Origin of the sequence: Pseudomonas sp. S10E 269, assembly GCF_002798465.1 — a bacterium.
Taxonomy (GTDB): Bacteria; Pseudomonadota; Gammaproteobacteria; order Pseudomonadales; family Pseudomonadaceae; genus Aquipseudomonas; species Aquipseudomonas pergaminensis.
Window position 1 is genome coordinate 2,518,976 of sequence record NZ_PHIJ01000001.1, and the last position, 16,713, is coordinate 2,535,688.

Consider the following 16,713-nt stretch of genomic DNA (forward strand, 5'->3'; position numbering starts at 1 on the left):
TGGCTCGCAGGGCCCGACGTGGGCGGCCGTGTAGGAGTTTACAGCCAGTAGCGTAGGAGGTTTAGAGGGAAATGGATTTTGACGTCAGAATTTTCGCACTTCCACAGCAACGCCCTCGGAATCCGCAAGAGGCGGACTCCATGGGCGTTTCCGATATCAGGCGGCTTCTTTGGTCGTGGCAGTGGTCAAGATAGTCAGCAGGGTCTGGGCCTGCTCTGCGGCGTCCCGGCCAAGGCTGGTCAGGTAGCCCCCGTCCGGTTGGTCGATAAGTCCTTTCGCGTGGAGGCGTTTAGCAGCAGCGATGGCAGTAGGAGCGGCGGTCTGATGGACTTTCAGGCCTTCTTTAGTGCTGTCCAATGGGAAGAGTACAAGGATTTCCAGTTCGGCAACCAACTCAGGGGTATACGACATAAGGACTCCAGACTTTCTAAGAATTTATTAGAGGCTAGCAGGCCATAAGGTGAACGCACTTTGCCGAACTGTCCAGCGTGTTGCTGCACCCTGGGATTATTGCTTTTCCGGAGGCAATTCCGGCAGGGCACGCAGTGCAGTTTCATACCATTCGGTATTGAAAGCGCGGTCTTCTTCCAGCAACGCATCGATCTCGACAGCCAGCACGTGGGCCATCAGTTGGAGGATCTCTTCACGCTCGTAACCGACCAGGGTCAGCTTGTTGAAAGTGGCCTTGGCAGCCGGTGGGTTTTCGCTTTCGATCTGGTTCTCGATCGCCTCGATCAGGGTGGTTTCGGCGAATTCTTCTTCGTCGTTGTCGATATCGGTCGGCTCGCTCATGGCAGGCTCCTCAAGGAAAGGGCGCCAGTCTACCCCCATTCAGGCGGGTGATGCTGCTGGCACGGCCAGGCCGGGGGCGCTATAACGCTTGCAGCCAACCCCGCACACGGCCTGGAGGCTTTGCGATGCTCAAGCTTTACGGATTTTCGGTCAGCAACTACTACAACATGGTCAAGCTGGCGCTGCTGGAGAAAGGGCTGCCATTCGAAGAGGTGCCCTTTTATGCCGGGCAAACCCCTGAAGCCCTGGCCGTGAGCCCGCGAGGCAAGGTACCGGTGCTGGGTGTCAAGCAAGGTTTTATCAACGAAACCAGCGTGATCCTCGAATACATCGAACACACCCAGGAAGGGCCGGCACTGCTCCCGGCCGAGCCGTTCCAGCGTGCACAGGTGCTGGCGCTGTGCCGGGAAATCGAGCTGTACATCGAGTTGCCTGCCCGTGCGTGTTTTGCCGAGGCGTTTTTTGGCATGCCGGTACCGGAGGCAATCAAGGAGAAGTCCAAGGCCGAGTTGCTGTTGGGTTTCGGGTCGTTGGGAAGGCACGGCAAGTTCGCACCCTATGTGGCGGGGGAGAGTTTCACCATTGCCGATCTGTATTTCATGTACAGCGTGAACCTCGCCTGCGCGGTGGGCGAGAAGCTGTTTGGCCTGGATCTGCTGGCTGAAATGCCGGCAGCCAAGGCGTTGCTGGAAAGGTTGCACGCCATGCCCAACGCTCAGAAAGTGGCGGCGGACAGAGAGGCGGCGATGCCGGCGTTTATGGCGATGATCGCGGCCAAGAAATAGATTTTTGGCGTCTGGCAGGACGCTATCGCGGGCAAGCCCGGCTCCCACATTGGAATGCGATTTCCTGTGGGAGCTGGCTTGCCTGCGATGCTTTTAGCGGCTGGCGAGCAATTCCTGGCCGCGCAACACAGCTGCTTTCACCTGCGCCGGCGCAGTACCGCCGATGTGATTACGGGCATTTACCGAGCCTTCCAGGGTCAGCACGGCAAACACGTCCTGCTCGATCTGGTCACTGAACTGACGCAGTTCTTCCAGGCTCATTTCCGCCAAGTCCTTGCCGGTGTCCACGCCGTACTTAACTGCGTGGCCGACGATTTCGTGGCAGTCGCGGAACGGCAGGCCACGGCGTACCAGGTAGTCCGCCAGATCAGTCGCGGTAGAGAATCCGCGCAGCGCCGCTTCACGCATGATCGCGTGCTTGGGCTTGATCGCCGGGATCATGTCGGCAAACGCGCGCAGTGAGTCGCGCAGGGTGTCGGCAGCGTCGAACAGCGGTTCCTTGTCTTCCTGGTTGTCCTTGTTGTAGGCCAGGGGTTGGCCTTTCATCAAGGTCAGCAGGCCCATCAAGGCGCCGAACACGCGGCCGCTCTTGCCACGCACCAGCTCGGGCACGTCCGGGTTTTTCTTTTGCGGCATGATCGAGCTGCCGGTGCAGAAGCGGTCCGGCAGGTCGATGAATTGGAATTGCGCGCTGGTCCACAGCACCAGCTCTTCCGAGAAGCGCGACAGGTGCATCATCGCGATGCTGGCGGCGGCGCAGAATTCGATGGCGAAATCACGGTCCGACACGCCATCCAGCGAGTTGCCGCCGACAGCGTCGAAGCCCAGCAATTGCGCGGTGTACTCGCGGTCGATCGGGTAAGTGGTGCCGGCCAGTGCAGCGCTGCCCAGTGGCATGCGGTTGGCGCGCTTGCGGCAGTCCACCAGGCGCTCGTAGTCGCGGCTGAGCATTTCGAACCAGGCCAGCAGGTGGTGGCCGAACGTCACCGGTTGCGCGGTTTGCAGGTGAGTGAAACCCGGCATGATGGTGTCCGACTCACGCTCGGCCTGTTCCAGCAGGCCTTTCTGCAGGCGGGTGATTTCTGCCAGGATCAGGTCGATTTCATCACGCAGCCACAAGCGGATATCGGTGGCCACCTGGTCGTTGCGGCTACGGCCGGTGTGCAGCTTCTTGCCGGTCACACCGATGCGGTCGGTGAGGCGGGCTTCGATGTTCATGTGCACGTCTTCCAGGTCGACGCGCCAGTCGAACGTGCCGGCTTCGATCTCGCCACGGATGGTGGTCAGGCCGTCGATGATGCTGTCGCGCTCGGCATCGGTCAGCACGCCGACCTTGGCCAGCATCGTCGCGTGGGCGATGGAGCCCATGATGTCGTGGCGGTACAGGCGCTGGTCGAAGGTGACGGAGGCGGTGAAGCGGGCGACGAAGGCGTCGACGGGTTCACTGAAGCGGCCGCCCCAGGACTGGTTGGTCTTGTCGGTGCTCATGGATTCGCTCGTGATCTGCTTAATAAAGAGGCATGGAAGTGTGCCGGCGATAATAACAGGGTTGCCCGTGGAGGCGGTGCTGTGGGTCGTCGGCATTTTTATTTGTGCAAAGGATGGCTAAGTGCCTTGCCGCCGACCGCGTCCAGGACGAGACTGAGTACAGAGGCTTATTGAAACGATATTTGACGATTGAGCAATGTCGTCTCAGTGAGCGTCTACAGTTGGACTGATAGTGTGTGAATGCACCAAAGTCGGGTGATGCGGTCAGAGCCCAGACTATCCATTAAAAAAGGGGGGTATTCGGATTGTGTATCAGCAAACCCTATGACGATGCCCGAAGGCAGCAGGTCTTGGGCGTAATTGAACAGGTCCGGGTAAATATGGGTGCCACTCTCAGGGCACTTTTTGCCGCTCGCGCTAGTCTTAGCGTGGATCGCTGTGACGCAAGTCACCGCACCTGTCTACGCTATCCTTGTGCGAGACTCACGCAGGAATCCAGCGCAATATGAATGTCCTGATCGTTGATGACGAACCCCAAGCCCGCGAGCGACTGAGCCGTTTGATCAGTGAACTCGAGGGTTACGCAGTATTAGAACCGAGCGCCACCACGGGCGAAGAGGCGTTGACGCTGATCGACAGCCTGAAGCCGGATGTGGTGTTGCTCGATATCCGTATGCCAGGTCTCGATGGCCTGCAAGTTGCCGCCCGACTGAGCGAGCGAGAGTCACCACCCGCCGTGGTGTTTTGCGCAACCGGCGAAGAGTTTTCTGCGGAAACGCTGGAAGCCAGCGGTGTCAGCTTCCTCACCAAACCGGTGGCCGGCGACGCATTGCTCAAGGCCCTGAAAAAGGCTGAGCGCCCAACCCGCGTCCAGCTTGCCGCCCTGACTCAGCCTGCCGCCCAAAGTGGTAACGGGCCGCGCAGCCATATCAGCGCCCGAACCCGCAAAGGCATAGAGCTAATCCCGTTGGGTGAAGTGGTCTATTTTATTGCCGATCACAAGTACGTGACCCTGCGTCATCAGGGTGGCGAAGTACTGCTCGATGAGCCGCTCAAGGCACTTGAAGACGAGTTCGGCGACCGCTTCGTGCGTATCCACCGCAACGCGCTGGTAGCCCGCGAGCGAATCGAACGCCTGCAACGCACGCCCCTGGGGCACTTTCAGCTATTCCTGAAAGGCCTTAACGGTGACGCGTTGATCGTCAGCCGGCGGCACGTCGCCGGTGTGCGCAAGATGATGCAGCAGCTTTAGACCAGGGCTGTGGCGAGGCTTGCATTCCATATCCCGGTGCGACGAGGCCAGGGAGGCCCCGCACTTGCTGATTCAAATCAAAGCGTATTTGCCTGAGCTGTTATTATCTGCCGTATCTATTCAGTACGGATTGATCCATGTCCTCTCGCGAAATCCGCATCGCCACCCGTAAAAGTGCCCTGGCCTTGTGGCAGGCCGAATACGTCAAAGCACGTCTGGAGCAGGCCCATCCAGGTCTCACGGTGACCCTGGTGCCCATGGTCAGTCGCGGCGACAAGCTGCTCGACTCGCCACTGTCGAAAATCGGCGGCAAGGGTTTGTTCGTCAAGGAACTGGAAACCGCACTGCTCGAAAACGAAGCTGACATCGCCGTGCATTCGATGAAAGACGTGCCCATGGACTTCCCGGAAGGCCTGGGTCTGTTTTGCATCTGCGAGCGCGAAGACCCGCGTGATGCCTTCGTTTCCAACACGTACGCCTCTTTGGATGAGCTGCCCCTGGGCAGCATCGTCGGTACGTCAAGCTTGCGCCGCCAGGCACAACTGCTCACCCGCCGCCCGGACCTGCAGATCCGCTTCCTGCGCGGCAACGTCAACACCCGTCTGGCGAAGCTGGATGCCGGCGAATATGACGCGATCATCCTCGCGGCGGCGGGCCTGATCCGCCTGGGCTTCGAAGACCGTATCACCTCAGCCATCAGCGTCGAGGACAGCCTGCCGGCCGGTGGGCAAGGCGCGGTTGGCATTGAATGCCGTACCGCCGACACAGAAATCCACGCCCTGCTCAAACCCCTGGATCACCAGGACACCGAAGTGCGCGTCACGGCCGAGCGCGCCCTGAACAAGCACCTCAACGGTGGCTGCCAGGTGCCGATCGCCTGCTACGCCGTGCTTGAAGGTGAAAACCTGTGGTTGCGTGGCTTGGTCGGCGACCCGGAAGGCGGCACCCTGCTGACTGCTGAAGTGCGTGGTCCGCAGCGTGACGCCACAGCCCTGGGTATCCAGGTGGCTGAAGAGCTGCTGGAAAAGGGCGCCGGCGCCATTCTGCAAAAAGTCTATGGCGAGGCCGGTCCGCAGTGACCGAATGGCGCGTGCTGCTGACGCGGCCTGCCGAGGACTCGATGGCCCTGGCGGCCACGTTGTCCGAAGCGGGTATCTTCAGCAGCAGCTTGCCGTTGCTGGACATTGAGCCGCTGCCTGTCACCCCTGAACAGCAGGCCGTCTTCTGTGATCTGGATCGCTACTGTGCGGTGATCGTCGTCAGCAAACCTGCCGCGCGCCTGGCCGTGCAGCAGCTGGGGCGGGCGGGGAAGCAACTGCCGTGGTTCAGTGTCGGCGCCGCCACCGCGCAGGTCCTGGCTGATCACGGCCTCAATGTTCACTACCCACCGACTGGCGATGACAGCGAGGCCTTGCTTCAATTGCCTGCGTTGCGCGAGGCTATCGCACGCCCCGATGCTCAGGTATTGATCCTGCGGGGCGAGGGAGGTCGCGAACTGCTGGCGGAGCGTTTGCGCGAGCAAGGTGCTAGTGTCGACTATCTGGAGTTGTATCGCCGTTTCCTGCCGACCTACGACGCCGGTGTGCTGATGCAACGCATCCAGTTGGAACGCTTGAACGGCCTGGTGGTCAGCAGTGGGCAGGGTTTTTTGCACCTGCAAGCCCTGGCCGGAGCCGATTGGCCACAGGTGGCACAGCTGCCGTTGTTCGTGCCGAGCCCGCGAGTCCAGGAAATGGCGCGGGCCGCTGGCGCAGAAAAAGTTGTGGATTGTCGCGGTGCGAGTGCCGCGGCTTTGTTAGTGGCGATACGGAGCTATCCCGTTCCCACTCTCTGAAACGCAAAGGACGGATACGTGAGCGAAACAGCCTTGCCTAAAGATGAAACCCAACCCGCACTTGATGCGCCGGTTGAGTCACCGGTCACCGTGCCGCGCCGTGGCAATGGCCTGGCAATCGTCGCCCTGCTGCTCGGCGTAGCCGGTGTTGCCGCCGGCGGCTGGGGTATCTGGCAGGTCCGCGCCCTGCAGGCCAGCAGCCAACAACAGTTGGGCCAGGTGCAGACCCTCGATGACCAGTCCCAGTCCCTCAAGCAAAGCCAGCAACAACTGGCCGCGCGCCTGGCGCAATTGCCGGGTGCGGATGAGCTGGAGGAACGCCGTCGCTTGGTGGCCCAGTTGCAGGGTGACCAGCAGAAGCTGAGCCAGCGCCTGGAAACCGTACTGGGCTCCAGCCGCAAGGATTGGCGACTGGCCGAGGCCGAACACTTGATCCGCCTGGCGAGCCTGCGCTTGTCCGCCCTTCAAGATATCAACAGCGCCCAGGCGCTGGTGCAGGGTGCCGACGAGATCCTACGCGAGCAAAGCGATCCAGGCTCTTACGCTGCCCGCGAACAATTGGCCAAGAGCCTTGCCGCGCTGCGCAGCACCGAGCAGCCGGACCGTACCGGGCTATACCTGCAACTGGCGGCCCTGCGTGACCAAGTCGTGCAATTGGCGGCCATTGCCCCTGAGTATCAACTGACCGACCCCGCTTCCGAAGGGCGTCCGACCACCGATACGCAAAGCCGCTGGAGCCAGTGGTGGGAGCAGATTTCCCGTTACTTCCGCATCGACTTCAACCCCGACGACAACATCCGTCCACTGCTGGCCGGCCAAGGTCTGAACCAGGTGCGCCTGGCCCTGAGCCTGGCCCTGGAGCAAGCGCAATGGGCGGCGCTCAATGGTGAATCGGCCGTCTACAGCCGCTCGCTGGGCGAAGCGCGCAGCGTGTTGCAGGACAACTTCAACCAGGACAACCCGCAGAGCAAGGCGATGCTGGCGCGTATCGCCGAGCTTGAGCCCAAGGCCGTGTCGGTGGTGACACCGGACCTGGCCGCAAGCCTGGCTGCCGTGCAGGCGTACCTTGAGCGTCGTCATCTGTCTGCCGACGAAGCCAAGGCGGCGGCGACGTCGGCGAAGCAGGAGTAGAGCCGATGAAACGTTTCTATGTGATCCTGGTGCTGGCGATTGCAATCGCGCTGGCGCTGGCTGTAGGCATTTCGAAACACACCGGCTACGTGCTGATTACCTACCCGCATGTGCTGCATTACGAGTCGAGCCTTTGGGCAACCGTGGTGGCGGTATTTGCCTTCGGTTTGGCCATCTACCTGATCCGCGTACTGGTGAGCCTGGTTACCACGTCCGGTGGTGTGGTCAACCCGTGGTCGCGACGTAATCGCAGTCGCCGCGTGCAGATCGCCATCGAGCAAGGCCAGATGGACCTCGCTGAAGGCCGCTGGGCCAGCGCCGAGCGCCACCTGCACCGAGCCGCCGAAGCCGAGCGCCAGCCACTGCTGTACTACCTCGGCGCGGCCCGTGCCGCGAATGAGCAGGGGCGGTATGAAGAGTCCGACGGCTTGCTGGAGCGCGCCCTGGAGCGTCAACCCCAGGCCGAGCTGGCGGTTGCCTTGAGCCATGCGCAACTGCAATTGGACCGTGGCGACAGCGACGGTGCACTGATCACCTTGCAGGCAATGCACGAACGTCATCCCCATAACGCGCAAGTATTGCGCCAATTGCAGCGCCTGCATCAGCAGCGCGGTGATTGGTCGTCAGTGATTCGCCTGCTGCCGGAACTGCGCAAGGACAAGGTGCTGCCCGCCAGTGAACTGGCCGAGCTTGAGCGCCGCGCCTGGGGTGAGAACCTGAGCCTCGCTGCCCAACGCGAAGAGCAGGGCGAAGCCGGCTTGCAGTCGCTTGAGCGGGCCTGGCAGCAGCTCACGTCTGCCCAGCGCCAGGAGCCGCAATTGGTGCTGGCCTACGCCGAGCAATTGCGCCAACTGGGCGCCGATGCCAAGGCTGAAGAAGCGTTGCGTGTCGCGCTCAAGCGCGGCTACGACAGCCACCTGATCCGGCTATATGGCCTGTTGCGTGGCAGTGACCCGGCCCGGCAATTGAAGTTTGCCGAGGGTTGGCTCAAGGACCATCCAGGCGATGCCAGCCTGCTGCTGACACTGGGTCGCCTGTGCCTGCAAAACAGCTTGTGGGGCAAGGCGCGGGATTACCTGGAAAGCAGTTTGCAGGTGCAACGCAATCCTGAAGCCTGCGCCGAGCTCGCACGTTTGTTGGCTCAGCTTGGCGATACCGAGCGCAGTAATCAGCTGTTCCAAGAGGGCCTTGGGCTGCTGGATAACCGTTTGCTGGCATCACCGCTGCCTGTCCCGGCTCGCGCTTGATGTAGGAAGGCGGACGAGGGTTGGCGCGGATATATCCGACCGCCAACCTTCATGAGCTCTAAAAACGTTGCGTTAGAGGGTTTGTGGGCAAAGTCCGACGCTAGATAGCCCAAAGTCCTCCATCTTCTGGTGGGAAGTCCTTACCCTCTCGCGGAATCGTCTGCTCCAGCATGTATTGAAAGCGGTCAGGCCTTTCCTCTACCGTAGCGACCTATCTTTCGCGATGCGGATAAAGCATGTCTTTGGCCCCCTCACGCTCCTTGTTTTTCCTTGCGTTCCTGGCAGGTGCGCTGACGTTGGGCGCGTCCTTCTACCTGGAATTTGGCGCCTCGCTGCGTCCTTGCTTCCTGTGCCAAATGCAACGGGTATTCCTCGCCGCTTTCACCTTGATCAACCTGGTCGCTGCCCTGCATAACCCCAAGCGCTCTATTCTTTGCCTGTACGGGCTGGCAAGCATGGGCTTTGCGTTGCTCGGTGCGATGACTGCCGTGCGCCAGGTATTGCTACAAAACGCCGCACCGGACCAGGCAGCGGATTGCTGGCCGAGCCTGCACTTCATGATCGAAAACCTGTCGTTTTGGCAGGCCCTGCAATTGACGGTCAAAGGCACCGTTGATTGCGTGGAGATCAACTGGACGCTGTTTGACTTGAGCCTGCCGGAGTGGAGCCTGCTGTTCTTCGTCGCGATGTTGATCCTGGGCGCCATGCAGTTTTCACGGCTGTTGTTGAGCCAACGTTTGCGCCCGGCGAGGCACTGAACGCCGGTTGCAGTTTGTAGGACGGGATTAAACACTTGTATGAACTTTCTCTCCTGCGTACCTTGAAGCCATAGTCATGCGGGCATAATCTGGCCCGCACGTGTTATTGAAACCGTTTATCAGATGCGGCCTTGTCCGGTTGCTGCTTTATCCTTGAAGTGTTGCGCGGGCACCAGGCGGCAGCGCCCCTATAGGGAAGAGAGATCATCATGCTGGAAAGTTGTCAGAATGCTCAGGAACGCTGGGGTGGGGTGCACAAGCTGATCGACAGCTGGCTGAAGGCACGTCACGAACTGGTTCGGGCCTTTGATGCTCTCGGCGCCAAGCCCGAGGCACTGGCGGAGAACCGTGAACCGTTGCAGGATTTCTGCGGTGTGTTGGTGGACTACGTGTCAGCCGGGCATTTTGGCGTCTACGAACAGCTGACCAAGGAGGCCGAAGCCTTCGACGATCAGCGTGGCCTGGACTTGGCTGAGACCATTTACCCACGCATCGATGTCATCACCGAGAAGCTGCTGGCCTTCACCGACCTGTGTGATGCCGGAAACTGTGTTGCAGCAAAATTCAAAGAATTGGGTGCGCTGCTGCATGAGCGATTCGAGCTGGAAGATTGCTTGATCGAAGTGCTGCATAACGCTCACAAGGAAGAGTCTGCTACTCAGGCTTGAAGCTTGATCGCGATACAAAAAAACGGTGCGCATGACGCACCGTTTTTTATGGCCTCAGTGTCGGGTTCCGAGCAACTCGATCTCGAACACCAAAGGGGTATAGGGCGGGATCAATTCGCCGGCACCGTCGGCACCATAGGCCTGGGCTGAGGGGATCACCAGGCGCCATTTCGCGCCCACTGGCATTTGCTGCAGTGCACTGCTCCAGCCGCTGATCACGCTGTCCAGACGGAACCACTGGGGTTGCGTGCTTTGGTCGAACACCGTCCCATCGGGCAATCGTCCCACGTACTTCACTTGGACTTGATCGCTGGCCGTTGGCTTCTCGCCATTGCCGGGTGTGAGTTCGGTAAGCAGGATTCCATCCGCCAATTCGCGCACGCCTTTTACGGCTTTTTCCTTGCTCAGGAATTGTTGTTCGGCCGCGAGTGCTTTTTCGCTTTGCGGTGCCTGCGCATCGGCTTCGTTCTGTGCTTCGTGCTGGGCAAGAATCTGCTCGATGCGTGCGTTGTCCAATGCCAACGGCTTGCCTTGATACGCTTGCTTGAGGCCGTCGATCAACGCTTGTAGCTGCAGGTCCGGAACCTCCTGGCGCAAGCGTTCACCAAGGCTCGCGCCCAGGCTGTAGGCGAGGTCATGTTGGTTTTGTTCAGTGATTTTTGCCGGCGATTGCTCGCTCGCATTGGTCACTGATATTGCTAGACCAAGCACAAGAAAAAGGTAACGCGACATGGGTATTCTCCCGCCGAAAGTGCGACGGATTATGCCAGTGTGAACGGGTAAAAAGTGCCGCGTGTTTTCGTTATATCGATAAGAATTTTCGCGCGGTGCAACGCAAGGCAAACGATACTGTCAACATGCCCTAGCGGCGGTAAGAGCAGAGGGCTAGTATGAGCCGCACCCACGTCAGCCAGGAGGTAAACCATGTCGGCCAAACAGAAGCCTGTTAATACCCCGTTGCATTTACTCCAACAACTTTCGGGCAGCTTGCTCGAACATCTGGAAAGCGCCTGTTCCCAAGCGTTGGCCGATGCAGAAAAACTGCTCGCCAAGCTGGAAAAACAACGCGGTAAAGCGCAAGAAAAGCTGCACAAATCCCGCACCAAACTGCAAGACGCCGCTACTGCCGGCAAGGCCAAGGCACAAGCCAAAGCCAAAGATGCTGTCAAAGAGCTTGAGGACCTGCTGGACGCCCTCAAGGATCGCCAAGCTGAAACCCGCGCCTATATTTCCCAACTCAAAAAAGATGCTCAGGAAAGCCTGAAACTGGCCCAGGGCGTTGGTCGTGTGAAAGAAGCCGTGGCTAAAGTGCTGGGCGCTCGTACCCCTGCGAAAGCTGTTGCAGCGAGCGCGGCGAAGAAGCCCGCGAGCAAAGCGGTTGCTGCCAAGTCACCGGCTAAAGCCGCAGCAAAACCTGCTGCCAAAACTGCTGCTGCAAAACCAGCCGCCAAGCCAGCGGCCAAAACTGCTGCTGCGAAACCAGCCGCCAAGCCAGCGGCCAAAACTGCTGCTGCAAAACCAGCCGCCAAGCCAGCGGCCAAAACTGCTGCTGCAAAACCAGCCGCCAAGCCAGCTGCCAAAACTGCTGCCGCAAAACCAGCCGCCAAGCCAGCTGCTAAAACTGCTGCTGCAAAACCAGCCGCCAAGCCAGCTGCTAAAACCGCTGCTGCGAAACCAGCCGCCAAGCCAGCGGCTAAAACCGCTGCTGCAAAACCAGCCGCCAAGCCAGCTGCTAAACCTGCTGCTGCCAAACCAGCCGCCAAGCCAGCTGCTAAACCGCTGCTGCCAAACCAGCCGCCAAGCCAGCTGCTAAACCTGCTGCTGCGAAACCAGCCGCCAAGCCAGCTGCTAAAACCGCTGCTGCCAAACCAGCCGCCAAACCAGCTGCTAAACCTGCTGCTGCCAAACCAGCCGCCAAGCCAGCCGCTAAACCTGCTGCTGCCAAACCAGCCGTTAAGCCAGCTGCCAAACCTGCCGCTGCAAAGCCGGCCGCCAAACCAGCTGCTAAACCTGCTGCTGCAAAGCCGGCTGCCGTAAAACCAGCACCGGCCAAGCCAGCAACACCTGCTGCCGCCCCGGCAGCGTCCACCGCACCCACTGCGCCGGCCAGCAGCACGCCTGCTCCGGTAGCGCCAAGCACCACCCCAGCCAGCGCTTCCTAAGTGCTGGTGACCCCGGCGCGCAGCTGCTGCAGCGCGCCGGGGTCAAGGTTGGCGGCATCCTCAGCCGTCAGTCCTTCCAGCCACCGCCGCTGATCCATCGCATCGCCAGTCGGCCAAGTTTGCGCCAGTGCTTCCAGTCGCGTCAGCAACTGTCGTTCGGCGTCCAACTCCAGGGCCTTGACCCGCTCGCGTAACCCCGCCAGAGCTTCATCCTGCTGCGCCATGGCGCGCCAGTGCGTGCGTATTTGACGTAACGGTTCGATCACCTGTGTCTGCCAAGGCCGGGCAATCTGTTTCAGCGCTTGCAGGCGCTCGGAGGTTGCTGCCACAGCGCGCTGCTCCAACCAGGCACCACACAGCAACAGGCACACGTCCGCGCCGTCTTCCTGCAAGCGCAGGCAAGCGGATTCGACGCCCGGGCGGGCATAAGTCGTGAGGGCAAAGCTCCACAGGTCAGCGTACATATTCACACCCAAGCCAGCGGCCAACGAAGCTGGTAGACTCCGCCGCCATTATGATCCGACTTCAAAGCCTAACATTACAGCGTGGCCCGCAACGTCTTCTCGAAGACGCCGAGCTGACCCTGCACGCCGGTCACAAAGCCGGCCTGATCGGTGCCAACGGCGCCGGCAAATCAACGTTGTTCGCCTTGTTGCTGGGAGAGCTGACTCCGGACTCCGGGGATTGCTTGCTGCCGGCCGACTGGCGCATTGCCCATATGCGCCAGGAGATCGACACCCTGGACCGCATCGCGATCGATTATGTGCTCGATGGCGACCTGCGCCTGCGCCAGGTGCAACACGACCTGGCCGAGGCCGAGAAAGCCCAGGACGGCGCCGCCCAGGCCCGCCTGCATTCCGAGTTGGACAGCGCCGACGGCTACACCGCCGACGCCCGCGCCCGCAAGATGCTCGCCGGCCTTGGCTTTACCAACGAACAAATGGACCGCCCGGTCGCCGACTTCTCCGGCGGCTGGCGCATGCGCTTGAACCTTGCGCAGGCGCTGATGTGCCCGTCGGACTTGTTGCTGCTCGACGAACCGACCAACCACTTGGACCTCGATGCGATCCTGTGGCTGGAAGACTTCCTCAAGAATTATCAGGGCACTTTGCTGCTGATCTCCCACGACCGGGATTTCCTCGACGCCGTGGTCGACAACATCGCCCACGTCGAACAGAAGAAAATCACGCTCTACCGTGGCGGCTACACCGCATTCGAACGCGCCCGTGCCGAACGCCTGGCCCAGCAACAACAGGCCTACGAGAAGCAGCAGGCGCAGCGCGCGCACATGGAAAGCTACATCGCCCGCTTCAAGGCCCAGGCCACCAAGGCCCGTCAGGCCCAGAGCCGGATCAAGGCCCTGGAGCGCATGGAGGAACTGTCGGCGGCTCACGTTGATTCGCCGTTCGACTTCGTGTTCCGCGAGTCGGTGAAGATCTCCAGCCCCTTGCTGGACCTTTCCGATGCGCGCCTGGGGTATGGCGAAAAAACCATCCTGGAAAAAGTGAAGCTGCAACTCACGCCAGGTGCACGCATTGGATTGCTCGGGCCTAACGGTGCGGGCAAGTCGACGCTGATCAAGAACCTGTCCGGCGAGCTTTCGCCCCTGTCCGGCCGCCTGACCCGTGGCGAGAACACCGTGGTGGGCTACTTCGCCCAACACCAGCTGGACTCCCTGGACTCCAAGGCCAGCCCATTGCTGCACTTGCAGCGCCTGGCGCCGACCGAGCGCGAGCAGACCCTGCGCGACTTCCTGGGTGGCTTCGACTTCCGTGGCGCGCGCATCGATGAGCCGGTGCTGAACTTCTCTGGCGGCGAAAAAGCCCGCCTGGCCCTGGCGCTGATCGCCTGGGACCGCCCGAACCTGCTGCTGCTTGATGAACCGACCAACCACCTGGACCTGGAAATGCGCCTGGCGCTGACCATGGCCTTGCAGGAGTTCAGCGGTGCGGTGCTGGTGGTGTCTCACGACCGCCACTTGCTCAAGAGCACCACGGATAACTTCCTGTTGGTGGCCGACGGTAAAGTCGAAGAATTCGACGGTGACCTGGATGACTACGCGCGCTGGCTGACGGATTACCGCCTACGCAACGCGCCGGTCAGCAACACCCCGGTCAACCCCGACAAGACCGACAAGAAAGCCCAGCGTCAGGCTGCCGCTGCGTTGCGCCAACAATTGGCGCCGCACAAGCGTGAAGCCGAAAAGTTGGAAGCCGAGTTGGGCAAGGTGCACGAGCGCCTGGCCAAGATCGAGACCAGCCTGGGCGACAGCGCCGTCTACGAAGCTGCCCGCAAGGATGAATTGCGCGATCTGCTGGCCGAACAGGCCAAGCTCAAGGTGCGTGAAGGGCAATTGGAGGAAACCTGGATGGAAGCCCTCGAGCTGCTCGAAACCCTGCAAGCGGAGCTGGAGGCGCTGTCCTGATGGAAGCGTTGCAGCTGCCTATACCGACGCAGTGGGTCGAACCCGTGTGGATTGGCGTGCAAATCCTGCTGATCCTGCTGGCCGGCTACCTCGCCCAGCGCTTTGTCGCCAAGGGCCTGACGCGCCTGGGTGAGCGTTACCCCTTCCCGCCACAACTGCTGATGCCGCTACGCGGTGGTCTGCGCTGGTTGATCATGGGCAGTGCGCTGATCTTTGTGCTGGGCCGCCTGGGGGTGTCTGCCACGGTGTTGTGGACGGCGCTGTCGGGGTTTGTTGCGGTCGCCGCAGTGGCGTTCTTCGCCATGTGGTCGGTACTGTCCAACCTGCTGTGCGCCATTCTGATCTTCACCGTCGGGCCGTTTCGCCTCGGCGATATCGTCGAACTGGTAGATACCGTCGACAAACCGGGCGTGAAGGGCCGAGTCGTGGCGATCAACCTGCTCTACACCACGCTGGTTGAAGTGGCAGAGGCCGGCACCGACAGCGCGATGGTGCAAGTGCCCAACAGCTTGTTCTTCCAGCGCTCGGTGCGGCGTTGGCCAGGTACCCACGTGTTTCCGGGCGACCGCTAGCATTCACATCTTGTAAAAATCTATAGCCATCCTTTGGTCGGCGGAGTTAGCTTAAGGCACAACAGCAAACTCCCTCCTGAGGTGTGTAATGGCACTCGATACGTGGCTGGCCTTTTTCCTGGCCAGTTGGATCATCTCCCTTTCTCCTGGTGCTGGCGCCATCGCCTCGATGTCCAGCGGCCTGCAATACGGTTTCCTGCGCGGTTACTGGAATGCCATCGGCCTGCAATTGGGCCTGGCGATGCAGATTGCCGTCGTTGCTTGCGGCCTGGGTGCCATTCTGGCGACGTCCTCTACCGCCTTTTATGCGATCAAATGGTTTGGCGTGGCGTACCTGGTGTACCTGGCCATCAAGCAATGGCGCGCCCTGCCCATGGACATGACCGATGACGCGGCGGTGCGCCTGATCGGCAAGCCGATGGCGATGATGTTCCGTGGTTTTCTGGTCAATGCCAGTAACCCCAAGGCACTGGTGTTCATGCTGGCGGTGTTGCCGCAGTTCGTGAACCCGCAGGCGCCGCTGCTGATCCAGTACCTGATCCTGGGTGCAACGATGATCTGCGTCGATATGGTCGTGATGGCGGGGTATACAGGGCTGGCGTCGAAGGTGTTGCGACTGTTGCGTACGCCTAAGCAGCAGAAGCGTATGAACCGCACGTTTGCCGGGTTGTTTGTCGGCGCTGCGGGCTTCCTGGCCAGCTTGCATCGCGCAACAGCTTAACTGCCAAAACCGGATCAAAAATGTGGGAGCTGGCTTGCCTGCGATGCAAGCGCCGCGGTTTAACTGATACGCCGCGGTGATGCTATCGCAGGCAAGCCAGCTCCCACATTGGTTTGTGTTGCTTGTGAAATCGGGTTTCAGCGCAGGATCTTCGGCGCTTCATCCCTTGGCAGGTTGTTGCGCAGCGGTGGTTGGCCAGGTTCTTGATACCCGCCACCCAACTGTTCCGCCAATTGCCTGGCCACATCCTCACCCAAGGCTTTCGACACTTCCTTGACCACGCGCGGCCGGTTCAGGCTTACGCGTACGTCACGGCTGTTCACCAGCTTGGTGTCCTGGCCTTCACCCATGGCGGTAAACGCCGAGGTGATTTCGTAGGTGCGGGTATTGATCAGGCTGAAATCCGCCACCAACGTGAGGCCCAGCACGGCTGAGTAACTGTTGGTGTGGTCCAGGGCGTTGATGTCCTGGGTAAAGTCGATGTCTGACAGCGTGCCGAACAGCACGTAGTCCGCACCCTTGAAGTTACCGGCCTTGATGCGCTTGATCACGTCGTAGACGTCACCCTTGGCATCGGCGGTGTAAGGCGTGCCTTGCACCAGCTGGAACTGCCGGGACTTGAGAATCTCGCCCTTGATATCGCCGCTGAATTTACGCAGCTCGGTCTGTTCGATGTAGCTGGTACGGCTTTCGTACTCGCTGTAGTTCGACGCACCGCTGGCGTGGTAGGCGCTTGCCTGGAAGTTGTTGCTCGCCGAAACCTGGTGGATGTATTCCTCGACCCGCGCCTCGTAGGCCAGGTCGGTTACCGCGATCTTCGGGGCGGCCGAGGCGCCAAAGGCGCACAGTAGGCCGATCATGCCGATCCATGCACGCAT

General features: G+C 60.6%; 17 protein-coding genes and 1 pseudogene. 12 read left to right on the forward strand and 6 right to left on the reverse strand.

Annotated elements, in window-relative coordinates; translation table 11 throughout:
- Positions 1-156: 156 nt before the first annotated feature.
- A complete protein-coding gene (locus CWC48_RS11580) occupies positions 157-411 on the reverse strand; it encodes a TIGR02647 family protein (protein WP_010207442.1) in 255 nt (84 codons plus the stop codon).
- Positions 412-507: 96 nt separating this feature from the next.
- On the reverse strand, positions 508-792 hold the full coding sequence (locus CWC48_RS11585; protein ID WP_010207441.1) for a hypothetical protein: 285 nt from the start codon (positions 790-792) through the stop codon (positions 508-510).
- A 125-nt stretch (positions 793-917) separates the two neighbouring features.
- Here CWC48_RS11585 and CWC48_RS11590 point away from each other — a divergent pair, with 125 nt between their 5' ends.
- Entirely contained in the window at positions 918-1,577 is a 660-nt protein-coding gene (locus CWC48_RS11590) for a glutathione S-transferase family protein (RefSeq protein WP_099493198.1), read from the forward strand.
- A gap of 93 nt (positions 1,578-1,670) precedes the next feature.
- Here CWC48_RS11590 and argH read toward each other — a convergent pair whose 3' ends face one another.
- A complete protein-coding gene (gene argH / locus CWC48_RS11595; protein WP_078050683.1) occupies positions 1,671-3,065 on the reverse strand; it encodes an argininosuccinate lyase in 1,395 nt (464 codons plus the stop codon).
- 505 nt (positions 3,066-3,570) lie between these two features.
- Here argH and CWC48_RS11600 point away from each other — a divergent pair.
- From CWC48_RS11600 to CWC48_RS11630, 7 genes are all read left to right on the forward strand, one after another.
- On the forward strand, positions 3,571-4,317 hold the full coding sequence (locus CWC48_RS11600) for a LytTR family DNA-binding domain-containing protein (protein ID WP_078050682.1): 747 nt from the start codon (positions 3,571-3,573) through the stop codon (positions 4,315-4,317).
- Positions 4,318-4,454: 137 nt separating this feature from the next.
- Positions 4,455-5,396 carry a hydroxymethylbilane synthase gene (gene hemC / locus CWC48_RS11605; protein ID WP_078050681.1) on the forward strand — a complete coding sequence of 314 codons (942 nt, stop codon included), beginning with the start codon at positions 4,455-4,457 and terminating at the stop codon, positions 5,394-5,396.
- Positions 5,393-6,151, forward strand: coding sequence for a uroporphyrinogen-III synthase (locus tag CWC48_RS11610; RefSeq protein ID WP_100491894.1), 759 nt, complete (start codon positions 5,393-5,395; stop codon positions 6,149-6,151). Before hemC ends, CWC48_RS11610 begins: the two co-directional genes overlap by 4 nt.
- An 18-nt stretch (positions 6,152-6,169) precedes the next feature.
- Entirely contained in the window at positions 6,170-7,282 is a 1,113-nt protein-coding gene (locus CWC48_RS11615; protein WP_100491895.1) for a uroporphyrinogen-III C-methyltransferase, read from the forward strand.
- A 5-nt stretch (positions 7,283-7,287) separates the two neighbouring features.
- Positions 7,288-8,529: a heme biosynthesis protein HemY gene (locus tag CWC48_RS11620; RefSeq protein ID WP_100491896.1), complete on the forward strand. Its 1,242-nt coding sequence runs from the start codon at positions 7,288-7,290 to the stop codon at positions 8,527-8,529.
- Between the two features lie 236 nt (positions 8,530-8,765).
- Positions 8,766-9,287 (forward strand): disulfide bond formation protein B, encoded by a 522-nt coding sequence (locus CWC48_RS11625; RefSeq protein ID WP_099493195.1) that lies wholly within the window; start codon positions 8,766-8,768, stop codon positions 9,285-9,287.
- Positions 9,288-9,496: 209 nt separating this feature from the next.
- Positions 9,497-9,955 carry an Rsd/AlgQ family anti-sigma factor gene (locus CWC48_RS11630; RefSeq protein WP_078050678.1) on the forward strand — a complete coding sequence of 153 codons (459 nt, stop codon included), beginning with the start codon at positions 9,497-9,499 and terminating at the stop codon, positions 9,953-9,955.
- A 54-nt stretch (positions 9,956-10,009) separates the two neighbouring features.
- On the opposite strand, the gene CWC48_RS11635 is transcribed toward CWC48_RS11630, so the two are convergent.
- Entirely contained in the window at positions 10,010-10,687 is a 678-nt protein-coding gene (locus CWC48_RS11635; protein WP_078050677.1) for an FKBP-type peptidyl-prolyl cis-trans isomerase, read from the reverse strand.
- A gap of 192 nt (positions 10,688-10,879) precedes the next feature.
- On the opposite strand from CWC48_RS11635, the pseudogene CWC48_RS11640 reads away from it, so the two are divergent.
- Positions 10,880-12,117, forward strand: a pseudogene (locus CWC48_RS11640) (AlgP family protein).
- Here the strand turns inward: CWC48_RS11640 and CWC48_RS11645 are convergent.
- Positions 12,114-12,581: a TIGR02444 family protein gene (locus CWC48_RS11645; protein ID WP_100491898.1), complete on the reverse strand. Its 468-nt coding sequence runs from the start codon at positions 12,579-12,581 to the stop codon at positions 12,114-12,116. The pseudogene CWC48_RS11640 and the gene CWC48_RS11645 sit on opposite strands and share 4 nt — an antisense overlap.
- Before the next feature lie 50 nt (positions 12,582-12,631).
- Between CWC48_RS11645 and CWC48_RS11650 the strand changes: the two genes are divergently transcribed.
- The 3 genes from CWC48_RS11650 to CWC48_RS11660 all read left to right on the forward strand — a co-directional run bounded on the left by CWC48_RS11650 (position 12,632) and on the right by CWC48_RS11660 (position 15,835).
- A complete protein-coding gene (locus CWC48_RS11650) occupies positions 12,632-14,542 on the forward strand; it encodes an ATP-binding cassette domain-containing protein (RefSeq protein ID WP_100491899.1) in 1,911 nt (636 codons plus the stop codon).
- Positions 14,542-15,114 carry a mechanosensitive ion channel family protein gene (locus CWC48_RS11655; protein ID WP_025857438.1) on the forward strand — a complete coding sequence of 191 codons (573 nt, stop codon included), beginning with the start codon at positions 14,542-14,544 and terminating at the stop codon, positions 15,112-15,114. The genes CWC48_RS11650 and CWC48_RS11655 overlap by 1 nt, the downstream gene beginning before the upstream one ends.
- An 88-nt stretch (positions 15,115-15,202) precedes the next feature.
- Entirely contained in the window at positions 15,203-15,835 is a 633-nt protein-coding gene (locus CWC48_RS11660) for a LysE family transporter (RefSeq protein ID WP_100491900.1), read from the forward strand.
- Positions 15,836-15,972: 137 nt separating this feature from the next.
- Here the strand turns inward: CWC48_RS11660 and CWC48_RS11665 are convergent, their stop codons facing one another.
- A complete protein-coding gene (locus tag CWC48_RS11665) occupies positions 15,973-16,713 on the reverse strand; it encodes a penicillin-binding protein activator LpoB (RefSeq protein ID WP_078050673.1) in 741 nt (246 codons plus the stop codon).